The sequence below is a fragment of the Marinitoga sp. 1154 genome, from assembly GCF_013363285.1.
GTDB lineage: Bacteria > Thermotogota > Thermotogae > Petrotogales > Petrotogaceae > Marinitoga.
In genome coordinates, this window is the sequence record NZ_LBFB01000003.1 from 32304 (window position 1) to 46014 (window position 13711).

Genomic DNA, 13711 nt, shown 5'->3' on the forward strand with positions numbered 1-13711 from the left:
TTATTGAAATTCAAAATAATTTCTCTGTAATCTTTTTTGTGTAATTAAATATATTTGATTTAATGTATATTGTTATCTCTATATTATTCCCATAAGTATTCAGAGGATATTTGTTTAATATATATAAATTTCCTTCTTTTATCAAATATTTTTTTAGTTTATCCCCGATTAAAATTTCCGTTTTATTTGATTTTATTATTATTTTTTTTATTTCAATATTTTCTGCCAGATTTGTGTTTCCGTCCTGTATAGAAAACTCCAGATAAATTGAATCAGTAATTTTCTTTTCTATAAATATTATTTTTCTTGGAACACTAAAAATATTTATTTCAAGATTACCTTTCAATTTTTTATTATTATAAAAAAATTCAACAATATATTTTCCAGGTGAAACATTAGAATTTATATTAATTTTACCATCATATATTTGGATTTTTGGAGTTAATATATTATTTGATACTATTTTATAGGAAACTTCCTTATTTTTTGTAACATTACCAAATCTATCTAAAAGCCTGTACGTTATCTTGACCATTTTTGGAGGAAAATGTATATTATTATCATAATATGTGGCTAAATTTAAAATTCTTTTTTCAAAAGTATTTTTTTCAAATTTGATTTTTTCAGGTGGTCCGGGTATTATCTCAAAGGTTAAATCCTTTGTCTTATTATCTATTTTAAGTGCAAATCTATACTTTCCTGGCTTTGTAATATTGTACAATATTAATTCATAATTTTTATTATTAATTTTCTTTAATGTATTTTTAACATAAGGAAAAATTGAAATATTTTCAATATTCTTTATTATCTTATTTTTAAATTTATCAACATAATATAATTGAAAAGGTATCTTTATTACATCTGTTGCAAAAAAAGTTTTCTGAGGTATTCTTAAAACCAGATCTTCAGACTTTTCAGGTAATATTCTTATAGTTAAAGATGTCGATATTTTTGAATGAAAAAAGGTTATAGTATATGTTCCAGATTTTGTAAAATTATTAAAATCCAGGTAATTTTTATAAAGTTTTATAGTAGCTTCTTCAGTTTCTGGAAAAATTTTTATTTTATCTATTACTTCAGATGGTGTCGCTGCATAAGAATTGTTAATATAAACTTTAAATGGTTCTCTAAATCTTTTTGAAGCTATATATATATTTTTTTCAACTGAAATATTGAAAAATTTTTTTGACTCTATAATTTCAGAAACATTTTTTTTGTTAAAATTAAAAAAAGAGCAACTTTGAAGGATTATTAATAATAAAAATATTAAAATAACGTATTTTTTCATAGACATATTGCACCTCCAACATTTATCTGCTATAATATTATACAATAAAAATTTAATTTTTAAAAGGAGGTTGAAATGACACAAAAAAAATTGCAAATATTTATTTTTATTAACATTTTTTTATTATCCATAATCGTTAATTCAATTCCACCTTTAATGACAACATTACAGGAAAGTTTTAATATGTCTGTTGGAATTTCTTCCTTTATTCCTTTTTCCAGAACTGTTGGTAATATGATAATTTCATTTTTTGGCGCATTTATTATTGCTATATTGGGACTCAGAAGCAGTCTTGTTATAGGGGTGGGATTTGAAGTTTTAGGAACAGCATTATTCATTTTTTCAAATAATGCATATATCCTTATATTATCAATGTTTTTTTTAGGAGCTGCTATGGGGCAAAGTATCCTGGCATTAATTTCAATGTTTGATCATCTTGATGAAAAATATCAAAAATATGGTATGTTTCATGCTTTTTTTGGTTTTGGAGGAATTTCCGGTCCTCTTTTTATATCCTATGTTTTAAAAAATAATATGAATTATAAAATACCTTTTATTTTTTATCTATTAATATCAATACTTATAGAAATTTTTATGCTGGTGAAAAAAGTTCCAGAAAATGTTAAATATAAAGCTTTTAAATTAACTGAAGCAATTGATATACTGGGAAGAAAATTTATTATTTATATGTTATTGATATTCACATTGTATTCAGGCACAGAAATCGGGGTTATAAACTGGGGAGCAAATTTATTTAATGATTACTTTCATTTTTCAAAAGAACAAGCTTCTATTTTCATAAGCTTTTTCTGGATAACATTTACCTTTGGAAGATTAATTACGGATAGATTATATAAAAAATTGGAAATGAAAATAACGGTATTATTTGTTTTATTTTCTATAATCGACTTAATATTAATTTTTATTTCCGGAAAATATTCTCCTTATTTTTTCTCACTACTTGGATTTTTATTGGGGCCAATTTTTCCTGCAACACAGAAATATTTAAATGCAAATTTATCTCATAGAGAGGTTGGGCTGATTTCAGGTATGGTTTCTTTAAGTATAGGCATTGGAGCTGCAGTAATAGTTCCTTTTATGGGATTCTTAGGAGACTATTCAATAATATATGGTTATATAGTCCCAATTATTTCCATGATTTTTGTATTAATTATATCTTCAGGAATATTAAAAATTAAAAATTAAAAACCAAATCAAAAATTTCTTTATTATATAAACCCCATATTTTTAAATTTTCTATTGCCTGATAATACCACATTTTTTCCCCATTTATAACTTTTATTTGCGCTTTTTCAAAAACTTTTTGAAGAGGCGTATGAATATATATCACATCATATACAAGCTTTAAATTTTTATTTAAATCAATAGGAATACTCTCTCCGAACATTCCTATTGATGTGGTGTTTATAAATATAGATGTTTTATATATTTCATCATTTAATTTATCAAAAGGCTTAACTCTTATATTTATTTTTTTATCAAATAATTTTTTTAATTTTATAGCCTTTTCATACGTTCTATTTATCAAAACTAATCTATCTATTCCAAGCTTATATAAACCATATAAAACAGCCTTAGATGCTCCTCCTGCACCTAAAACGAGTATATTTCCATTTAAATCTTCATTTTTTATGGAATTGAAAAAACCTACCCAGTCTGTATTATATCCTCTATTGTTATATATTGTATTTACTGCACCAAGAAATATTGCATCATCAGATGGATTTATATATTTAAAAATTTTTTCTTTATAAGGAATTGTAATATTAAGTCCATAATAATTTGATATTATTGTATTTATTTTTTTATCAAAGTCTTCTGGCTTAATATTGATTCCTTCATATACCGCATGTATATCCATATATTTGAAATATTTATTATATATTTTTTCTGACAAACTTATTTTTTCTGGATATTGTACAATGCCGAATTTTAATTCAATCACCCCATTCAAAAAAATATTATATAAATTCAACTTATATGAGATAATAATTAAAACAATATTATTGATCAAATTTTATTAATTATTTTATTATTATTTCTACATCTTTTTTTTCAAAAGCAATGGCAACTTTTATTACTTTTTCTACTCCATAACTCTTTATTTCTTTTTCGTATTTCTTTTCTTCTATTTGTTTTATTCCTCTTTCTGCACTGTCTTTTAAATTTTTATCTTTATCTTCATCGAATTTTTTAAATTCAAATATTATTCCTGGTTTTGTTTTTTCTTTGGGGATTAATATTAAATCCGCTCTTCCATATCCCGCTTCTCTGTTACTTTTTATTATATAATCCTTTTCTAATCCTACACTCATTCCTAATATTAATCCATGATAGAATCTTTCCGGTTCTTTTTCTGTTACATCAAAATAACTCAATGTATTTTCTACTATTTCTTTAAATTTTTTTGTGAAGCCTATTTTTTTCCCATTTATCAGTAATCTTATTATTTTATTGTATTCTATACTGCTTTCTTTTAATATGTTTAATACCGTCATTTTATAAAAATCATGTGCTTCTTTGTTTGGTATTTTTAGTCTATATAATGCGCTGTTTCCTTCTCCTTTTTTATTTACCCATGTTAGGTATCCGGTGAATAGAAATAATGTCCATATGCTTTCTTCTACATTTTCATTTAAATCTCCATATACTAAGTTTTCATTTATTGTGCTTTCTATTGTTTTTCCTTCTATTAATTCTCCTATTTTTATTTTTATCTCTTCTGTTCCTTTTCTTATCAAATCTTTTATTAATTGATTTCCACTGCTGTTTATCCAGTAATTTTTTATTTCTTTTGATCTTACAAAGTTTATTATTGAATACGGATTATATACTTCTTTTCTTCCAAAATTAAAACCGTTATACCATTCTATTATTTTTTCTTCTTCATAGTCTATTCCGTAGTATTTTAATATTTCATCAAGTTCTTCTTTTGTTACTCCGAATTTGTCATTGTATAATTCATTTAATACTGTTGATATGTCAAGATTATTTACTCCTGTGAATATGCTTTCTTTTGCTACTCTTGTTATACCTGTTAATACCGCTTTTTCTAAATATTTATTGTCTTTTAATGCATTACCCAATATATTACCTATGAATCTTATGAATTTTTTATAATATTTCTCTAAATATGAATGTTGTATTGGCGTGTCGTATTCGTCTATTAATAATATCGCTTTTTTACCGTGATGTTTGTAGAGATATTCAGATAGATTCTTTAATGCCATTTCAAATAGTGTATCTTCTTTTGCTATTTTATCTTCTGTTGTGTATCCTTTTATTTCTTCTAATTCTAATATTTGTTTTATATATTTTTTTTCTAATTCATTGAGTTTTTCGCTGTTTAAAAGATATAATCTGTCTGAATATAGTTTTCTTATTAACATTTTTATTTCTACTTTCATTGATAATAGGTCATCTTTTTTTGCATCTTTAAATGTTAAATAAATTACAGGATATTTATTTAAATACTTTTCTATTATTTCTTTTTCTTCATATATTTTTAAGTTTTCAAATAGATGTTTGTTATCTTCATCATTTTTAAAAAAATATTCCAACATGCTCATGTTCAACGTTTTTCCAAATCTCCTTGGTCTGGTTATTAGTATTACCCTGCCTCCTGTTATTATTTCTTTTATTAACATGCTTTTATCTATATAGTATGCATTGTCTTCTATTACTGTTTTAAAATCACTGTCTCCTATTGGCAATCGTTTCAATTTTTTCATTTTTTCACCTCCTACAGTGAAATTATATCATATTTACCTTTCATCAAAAAAAATGCCGGAATTATCCGGCAATTTACTAAAAAATATATATTCTATTTTGTAAATGTATTTACGCAAATGATACTTTTGCATTTTTATTATACTTTAAAAATTCATTAAATAATAATATTAAACTGTTATCTTAAAACTTTCTCAAAAAATATACATATCAATTACCCTTTTTAAATCGCAATATGTGTTTATATGCGGTACTTGTTTCCGTATTTCACGAGCATTTTTCATTCCTTTTGTATAACCAATAAAAATTTTTTTAAATTTTCTTATTGCTTTTTTTTCACCATATTCATCAATCATTATTGAAATATGTTTTAATACAATATCTTTTAATTCTTCTATGTCCGGTTTTTGGTTTGAAAATATCCAGGGATTTCCTATACTTCCTCTCGCAATTATAACAAAATCTACTCCAAATTTTTCCATTAATATTTTAACATCCTCATAAGTGTATATATCTCCGCTGGCACCAAGAGGAATTTCACATACTCGTTTTAAATCTTTAAATCTTTTCCAATTTGCTTTTCCAGAATATAATTGTTTTTGTGTTCTAGCATGAACAATGACATAATCTGCTTTATTTTTCTGTACAACTTCTATAATTTTTTCAGCTATATCCTCATCAAACCCTAATCTGATTTTAATTCCAACAGGAATATTCACACTTTCCTTTAATTTTTTTATTATCTCACCTAATTTATCTAAATCTTTTAAAAGCGCTGACCCAGCACCCTTTTTTACCACTTTTTTCACAGGACATCCAGCATTGATGTCTATCCAATTTCCATAATGTTGGACCATTTGTCCCGCTTTGACAAAGCTTTCAATATTAGAGCCGAATAACTGTATACCAATATTTTTTTCATTTTTTTTCGGTAACATTTGAAAACTTTCCTGTTTGTTTCTGATAAGAGCTTCTACACTAATCATCTCAGTAAATGTAAATTCCGCACCATATTTTCTACAAATTTCCCTATATGCAAAATCTGTATAATCCGCCATAGGGGCCAGGCCAACTTTTCCAATTAACATATATCTTTCAACCCCAAATTCGGAATTGCATCTAAATTTAAATCTGCAAATTTATTTCTTATATATTTTTCATATCCAGCTCTTGCTATCATTAATGCATTGTCCGTACACAAATTTAATGGAGGAAAGTATATATTCAATTTTTTATTTTTTTCTTTTTCTGTTTTTATTTTTTCTCTTAAATAACTATTCGCGGCAACTCCACCAGCAATTATAATATCATTTATTTTAAACTCTTTTGAAGCTTTAATTGTTTTATGTATAAGCGTATCAATTAATGATTTTTGAAAAGATGCTGCAACATCCTCTATTTTAAAATTTTTATTTTGTTTTATAAAATATAATAACGATGTCTTCAATCCGCTAAATGAAAAATCATAACCTTTATTATACAATGGTTTTGGAAAATCATATACAGGCTTTCCGTTTTTAGCGAGTTCATCAATTTTTGGGCCACCTGGATAGCCAAGCTTCAACATTCGAGCTACCTTATCAAAAGCTTCACCAGCTGCATCATCTATAGTTTGTCCTATAATTTCAAAATGCAAATAATCTTTTGCTAATAATATCATTGTATGACCACCTGATACCAGAAGAATTAAAAAAGGCGGCTTTAATTCTGGAAAAGCTATAAAATTTGCATAAATATGCCCATATAAATGATTAACGCCTATTAATGGTTTATTTAAATTTAAAGCAAGCCCCTTTGCAAAATTTAAACCTATAAGCAAAGCCCCGACTAATCCGGGGCCATATGTAACAGCTACTGCAGATATTTTATCAGGCTCTACTTCTGCTTCTTCAAATGCTTTTTTAGTTAACTCATTTAAATAATTTAAATGTTTTCGTGAAGCAATTTCTGGAACAACTCCTCCAAAAATTTTATGTATATCAATTTGAGATACAACAAGATTTGATAAAACTTTATTTTTCCCTTTTAATATTGCCACTGCTGTTTCATCGCATGATGTTTCTATTGAAAAAATTATAGGTTCCATTATGCACTCTCCCGCTCAATTATTACAGGATCTTTTTCTTTTTTTACTACCTTTTCATCAATAATAATTTTTTCTACAATACCTTTTTTACTTGGCACTTCAAACATAATATCCAGCATAACATCTTCAAATACACTTTTGAGTGCTCTTGCACCTGTTCCCTTTTTTAAAGCTAACTTAGCTAATTCCAATAATGCATCATCTGTAAATTCCAATTCAATTCCATCTAATTCAAGCATTTTCTTATATTGTTTTAAAATTGCATTTTTAGGTTCTTTGATAATTTTTACCAGATCTTCTGCACTTAAATCTCCTAATGTTGTCACAACTGGAAATCTTCCAACAAATTCCGGTATCAATCCATAATGCACAAGATCATCCTGAGTAACGTTTTTCAATATTTCTCCCAATTTCATATCTTTTTTTCCTTTTATATCTGTACCAAACCCCATTGTTGTTGTTAAAATTCTTTGTTTTATTATTTCATCAAGACCATCAAATGCTCCACCAGCTATAAATAATATATTTGACGTATCAACCTTAATAAATTCTTGATACGGGTGTTTCCTTCCACCTTGAGGCGGGACATTTGCAATCGTTCCTTCAACTATCTTTAACAAGGCTTGTTGAACTCCTTCACCTGAAACATCTCTTGTTATCGATGGATTGGGTGATTTCCTTGTTATCTTGTCTATTTCATCTATATATATAATTCCCATCTGAGCTTTTTTAGGATCAAAATTAGCTGATTGCAATAATCTCAATATAATATTTTCAACATCCTCACCAACATATCCAGCTTCTGTTAAAGGTGTCGCATCAGCAATGGCAAAAGGTACTCCCAATATCTTTGCTAAAACCCTTGCCATGAGAGTTTTACCTGTACCTGTTGGACCTATCATCAATACATTTGATTTTTCTATTTCAACATCATCGTGTGTATTGCCATAAAATACTCTTTTATAATGATTATAAACAGCTACAGCCAGAGTTTTTTTAGCCTGCTCCTGCCCTATTACATATTTATCCAATTCTTCTTTAATTTCCGCTGGTGTGGGTAATTTTTTATCTTTTTTTACAGTTTCTTTTTTGCTATTTTCTTTCACATAATCTTCTTCTATTAAATCAGAAAATAATTCTATACATTCATTACATATATATACTCCTGGTCCAGCTATTAATGTTTCAACCTTACTGGCAGGTCTTCCGCAAAATGAGCAATGCTTTTCTTTCATGTCAATTCCTCCTATGAAAATTTGTTTTCAGTCTATTTTAACACCTTGATATGGAGTTTTCAAGACTTTTTTTTAATAATTTGTTAAATATATCTTTAACAATAAAATATTAAAAAAAGACCAGGCATAAACCGTGGCCTCTTTTTATATCCTAAATTTTTTAATTAGACTTTCCATATTTTGAACAGAGATTTCTAACTTTCTAGAAATTTCCAATAATTCTTCACTTCTACTTTCCAAATTTTTGAAATTTTTCTTTGAATTACTAATATATTCATTTACATTAATTACATTATTAGAAGCCTGATCCATTGCTGCTGCCATTTCCTCAGTTGAAGCGCTTTGTTCTTCAGAACTTGATGCCAAACTGTCGACCATCGATACAATATTTTCTATTGCATTTTTTATATTTCCAAATTCATCTGATACATCATTACTTTTTATAGCAACTTTTTCTATTATATTTGAAAGAGATTCTGATTTTTCACTTACAATATCAGTTTCATTTTTTATACCTTTTAATAAATCAGAAATATTTTCAGTTGCCTTCCTTGTTTCTTCTGCGAGTTTTCTTATTTCATCAGCCACAACAGCAAATCCTTTCCCTGCTTCGCCTGCTCTTGCTGCTTCTATTGCAGCATTTAATGCCAATAAATTGGTTTGTTCTGCAATACTTACTATAGTATCAACTATTTCACCAATATTATTAGATTTTTCTTGCAACTCCTTTACCTTTTTCACATTATCTCCTGCAGCTATTTTTGCTTCATTTACTATATTATTGATTTCTTTGATACTATTTTCCCCCATTATAACAGAATTTTCAACATCATTACTTTTTTGACTTAAATCCTGAGCAGCTGAACTTATCATTTGGGCAGCTGAAGCAACCTCTTCAATACCTGAATTTGTTTCTTCGATTGAAGATGCTGCATTATCAGATTCTAAAGAGGCTTTTTCAAGTGATTCCTCAACATTTTCTACTATTCCTTTTAATTTATTCGAATTTTCTAAAATTCTATCTTTTTCTGTATATATCATTTCATTACCTTTTATTAAGGATATAATTATTTCTCTCAACGATTTTCTCATATTCTCAAAAGAATGTTCTAATAATCCAATTTCTGTTTCAGATGTTACATCAACTTTTTCATTTAATATACCTTTTTCTATTTTGCCAATATTTTCAATTAATTTATGAACTGGTTTTGAAATTAATATTTTAATTGAAATAGATATAACAATTATTATTATTATTATAGTTATTAATAAAGATATAATATTTATTATATTTGATCTCATTAAAGGTTGATAAATCTCATCTTCATAAACTGCTAAAACTACATATAAATCACCTATATTTTTTACGTACGCTATTTTTTTATAGAGTTTATCCGAACCTTTAACCTTTGGATACATATATTTATAAAAACCTGTTTTCGTTTCTAAAGCTAATTGGGAAATTATTTTTTTAGATTCAGGATCTATGTCTGAAGATTTTGTTCCTATTTTGTTTTTATCTTTATCCATGAAAAATGTTCCATCTTTATTATAAACAATTGGATAAGTATTATTACCAATGTATGATTTAGAATATAATTTATCATATAATTTATTTAAAAATTCCATTTTTTTTGCTTCGATTTTTTTATCAATTTCGTCAATATAAACACCAGTTCCAACCATCCATTTAAATTCTGGAATCCAGAAAGATACTCCTAATTTAGGAAATAATTTATCTTCAGGTTCTCCTGGTTTTGGCCAATAATAAACAACAACACCACTATCATTATTTTCATAAGATTTTTTTGCTTCATTTATTAATTCTTGAATTAAATAAATGCCAGTTTTATCTTTTAAATTATATAAATTTTTTCCTTCTAATGATGGTTTTACAGCATGCATAACATTTATACCATTTTCATCATATATAAAATAATACCCTTGACCATTGTCAAATCTTATTTTTCTTAATTCTTCTTTTATTTTATCTTTAGCTGAATCTTCATCTATTTTTCCATTTTTTAAATCCTCAATTATTTTATTTACCAGGCTTTTTGTTACATCATTTATTGTTTTTATTCTATTTATTTCATCAGTTCTTAATGTATTTTCTAATGTTTTTATATTTTCATTAAAAGTTTCGATTGTAGAAGAAATATTTTCAACATTTTGTTTCATTATTCCCTCTTTAACAAAATTGTCAGTTATTTTTTTCAAATTATAATACGAAATAAATCCATTAACTAAAAATGCTAATATTACAATTAATGACACCATAAATATGGTTTTAAACCCCATAGATTGATGAAATTTTACTTTTTTCATAATATCAGTCCTTTCATAAAATTTTTAACTTCTTCATCTATTAATATTATATCACTAAATTTTTTGATCTCAATATTTTTATCTAAAAATTTATTAATTGCTTGATATATTAATTTATATATATCTGTATATTTAATCTTTCCATCTAAAAACAATTGAATTGCTATTTCATCAGCAGCATTATAAACAATTTGTAGTTTTTGATTTCCTAAAATATCAAAAGCCATTTTTAAAGCTGGATATCTATTATAATCAACTTCTTCAAATTTTATAGGTGCCAATGTTAAATCGGGAAATTTATATTCATAGATTCTTCTGGGATAGGTAATAGAATACGCAATAGGAATTTTCATATCTGGAATACCATAATGAAATTTCATAACACCATCAGGATATCCCACAATAGCATGAATATGGCTATTTCTATTTATTAATACATCTATATTTTCTTTTTTTAAATTAAATAAATAATATGCTTCTATTACTTCTAACCCTTTATTTACCATAGTAGCAGAATCTATAGTTATTCTTTTTCCCATTGACCATACTGGATGATTTAAAACATCTTTTACTGTAACTTCATCCAATTTATTAAGCGGCCAATCTCTTAACGCTCCGCCAGATGCTGTAATTATTATTTTTGAAGGATATGTGTCTCCATTTTTCAATTGAAATAATGCACTATGTTCGCTATCAACTGGTATAATTTCAGTACTGTGTTCTCTTGCATAATTTAAAAGCATATTTCCACCACACACTATTGATTCTTTGTTTGCAAGTCCAATTCTTTTAGCTACTTCAATTGATTTTATTGTATATTTAATTCCAGCAGCACCACCAGTAGCGACCAGAACAAAATCTGGTTTTGATTTTTCAAGCATTTTTATTGTTGAATCTTTACCTGAAAAAATTATAGTTTTATCAAAAGATTCCATGTTAGCATTTTCAATAGCCGCATATTCAGGCTTCCATTTTTTTATTATTTCTATTAATTTTTCTTTATTTTTACCTGCACTTACACCAACCAGTTTAAAATCAAAGTTCTTTTTTTTAAGAAAATCTAAAACTTCCAGTGTTTGAGTTCCAATAGAGCCGGTAACACCAGTTATAGCTATTCTCACAAATTCCACTCCTTTTTTCTATTTTAAATTACATATAGAATATCTATTACATACTGTTCTTATCTAATATTATACAATATTTTATATAAAATAAAGTTTAATATTTATATTTAAATAAAAGATTTCTATCTAATATCAAAATTTTTGATCATATTATAACATACATTATAAAAAAACAGCCTGCATTTATGCAGGCTGTTTTTTTAGTGCTGTAAGAATATTAAGTAATAAACAAAAGCTATAGCTAAAATCCAATTTAACCAATGAATATCTTTTCCTTTACCAGAAAATAGTTTTACTAATGGATATACAACCAAACCAAGCGCAATACCATTTGCTATAGAATATGTTAAAGGCATCATGATAATTGTAATAAATGCAGGCACTGCTTCTGTTGTATCTTCCCATTTTATTTTTGTTAAATTTTTAAGCATTAATGATCCAACAAAAATTAAGGCAGGAGCTGTTGCAGCAGCAGGTATTGTTAATCCCAATGGAGAGAAGAATAACATTAATAACATTAATACCGCTACAGTAACAGAAGTTAAACCTGTTCTTCCACCCTGCGCAATACCTGTTTCACTTTCGATATATGTAGTAACTGTAGAAGTTCCAAACAAAGCACCAACCGAGGTTCCTATTGCATCTGCCATATATGCTTTATTTGATCTTGGAAAATCTTCACCATTTTTAACAAAACCAGCACTTTGCGCTAATCCTGTTAATGTTCCAAGTGTATCAAAAAAATCCACAAAGAAAAAGGTTAAAACTACTACCCAAAAAGATCCTGTTAAAAGGTCTCCCCAGGATAATTGCAATTTCATAAATGTTGGAGCAATACTCGGAATTTTACCAACAATCCCTTGATAATGAGTAACACCAAATACAGGAAATGCACCAATTATAGTAGAAATTATAATACCCAATAAAATAGAACCAGGAACTTTAAGAGCAAATAAAACAGCTGTAATTATTAAACCTATAATTGCAACCATTGCACTAGAATCGGTCAGATCACCTAAACCTACAAAAGTTGCAGGGTTTGAAACGATAATATTTGCACTTTTTAACCCTATGAATGCTATAAATAAACCTATACCTGCACTTGTAGCAAACTTAACATTTTGAGGTATGGCTTTTACCACAAAACTTCGTGCCCCTGATGCTGTTAAAAGAATAAATATTATACCTTCTACAAAAATAGCACCCAAAGCTACTTGCCATGGAATTCCCATTTTTAATACGACAGTATATGTAAAATAAGCATTCAATCCCATACCTGGTGCTAATGCAAATGGATAATTAGCATATAATCCCATTACCAATGTTGCTGTTGCAGCACCAAATATTGTTGCAACCATTATAGCACCAAAAAACTGACTATAAACAGTTGAACCAACCTCTGCTCCTGGAGCCATAGCTGTTACTAAAATATTAGGATTGACAAATAAAATGTACGCCATACTTAAAAAAATTGTCAACCCTGCCAGGATTTCCGTTGTTACTGTTGTTCCGTTTTCTTTTAATTTAAAAAACTTTTCCACCCCATAACACCTCCTGAGTTATAAAAATATCAAAAAACCTTAACATTATTGTATAGAATATGAGTTACCTTATTTTTTCTATTAGTTTAAAATGATGTTAATTTTAATTTCAAAGTTACAAAAATAACTTCACATAATCTATAATTTTTTATAGAAAAAATCTATATACAATTAATTAAAATATAAATAGGCACCTTAAAACACAAAAAACCTCTCTGGAAGAGAGGTGCAACAAAAAACCCTACAACCCTCTCCCTATAGTCAAACAGTTTACGGCTGTTTGGTAGATACTCCCGAGCCATATTCTCAGGATTATATAGGAAGAAAAAAAATATTATCAACTTTTTCATATTACTAAA

10 protein-coding genes and 1 riboswitch are annotated in these 13711 nt (G+C 26.9%); of the genes, 1 reads left to right on the forward strand and 9 read right to left on the reverse strand.

Annotation, left to right across the window (positions count from 1 at the left end; genetic code table 11):
• Positions 1 to 10: 10 nt before the first annotated feature.
• Positions 11 to 1294 (reverse strand): hypothetical protein, encoded by a 1284-nt coding sequence (locus tag XO12_RS02170; protein ID WP_175419611.1) that lies wholly within the window; start codon positions 1292 to 1294, stop codon positions 11 to 13.
• A gap of 69 nt (positions 1295 to 1363) precedes the next feature.
• On the opposite strand from XO12_RS02170, the gene XO12_RS02175 reads away from it, so the two are divergent.
• Entirely contained in the window at positions 1364 to 2494 is a 1131-nt protein-coding gene (locus XO12_RS02175) for a sugar MFS transporter (RefSeq protein WP_047266241.1), read from the forward strand.
• Here the strand turns inward: XO12_RS02175 and XO12_RS02180 are convergent.
• From XO12_RS02180 to XO12_RS02215, 8 genes are all read right to left on the reverse strand, one after another.
• Positions 2484 to 3254 carry a shikimate dehydrogenase gene (locus XO12_RS02180; RefSeq protein WP_175419612.1) on the reverse strand — a complete coding sequence of 257 codons (771 nt, stop codon included), beginning with the start codon at positions 3252 to 3254 and terminating at the stop codon, positions 2484 to 2486. The two genes, XO12_RS02175 and XO12_RS02180, sit on opposite strands and share 11 nt — an antisense overlap.
• 79 nt (positions 3255 to 3333) lie before the next feature.
• Positions 3334 to 5040 carry an AAA family ATPase gene (locus tag XO12_RS02185; RefSeq protein ID WP_175419613.1) on the reverse strand — a complete coding sequence of 569 codons (1707 nt, stop codon included), beginning with the start codon at positions 5038 to 5040 and terminating at the stop codon, positions 3334 to 3336.
• Positions 5041 to 5232: 192 nt separating this feature from the next.
• Entirely contained in the window at positions 5233 to 6126 is an 894-nt protein-coding gene (locus XO12_RS02190) for a tRNA-dihydrouridine synthase (protein ID WP_047265056.1), read from the reverse strand.
• A complete protein-coding gene (gene tsaD / locus XO12_RS02195; protein ID WP_175419614.1) occupies positions 6120 to 7124 on the reverse strand; it encodes a tRNA (adenosine(37)-N6)-threonylcarbamoyltransferase complex transferase subunit TsaD in 1005 nt (334 codons plus the stop codon). The genes XO12_RS02190 and tsaD overlap by 7 nt, the downstream gene beginning before the upstream one ends.
• Positions 7124 to 8359, reverse strand: coding sequence for an ATP-dependent Clp protease ATP-binding subunit ClpX (gene clpX, locus XO12_RS02200; protein WP_175419615.1), 1236 nt, complete (start codon positions 8357 to 8359; stop codon positions 7124 to 7126). The genes tsaD and clpX overlap by 1 nt, the downstream gene beginning before the upstream one ends.
• Positions 8360 to 8503: 144 nt before the next feature.
• Entirely contained in the window at positions 8504 to 10687 is a 2184-nt protein-coding gene (locus XO12_RS02205) for a methyl-accepting chemotaxis protein (protein WP_175419616.1), read from the reverse strand.
• Positions 10684 to 11808, reverse strand: a complete 1125-nt coding sequence (gene dxr, locus XO12_RS02210; protein ID WP_175419617.1) for a 1-deoxy-D-xylulose-5-phosphate reductoisomerase — start codon at positions 11806 to 11808, stop codon at positions 10684 to 10686. The genes XO12_RS02205 and dxr overlap by 4 nt, the downstream gene beginning before the upstream one ends.
• Positions 11809 to 12011: 203 nt before the next feature.
• The gene (locus tag XO12_RS02215; RefSeq protein ID WP_047265052.1) at positions 12012 to 13352 is read right to left on the reverse strand and encodes an NCS2 family permease; all 1341 of its coding nucleotides are present in this window, start codon (positions 13350 to 13352) and stop codon (positions 12012 to 12014) included.
• A 238-nt stretch (positions 13353 to 13590) separates the two neighbouring features.
• Positions 13591 to 13692: riboswitch (purine riboswitch) on the reverse strand.
• Between the last annotated feature and the right edge of the window lie 19 nt (positions 13693 to 13711).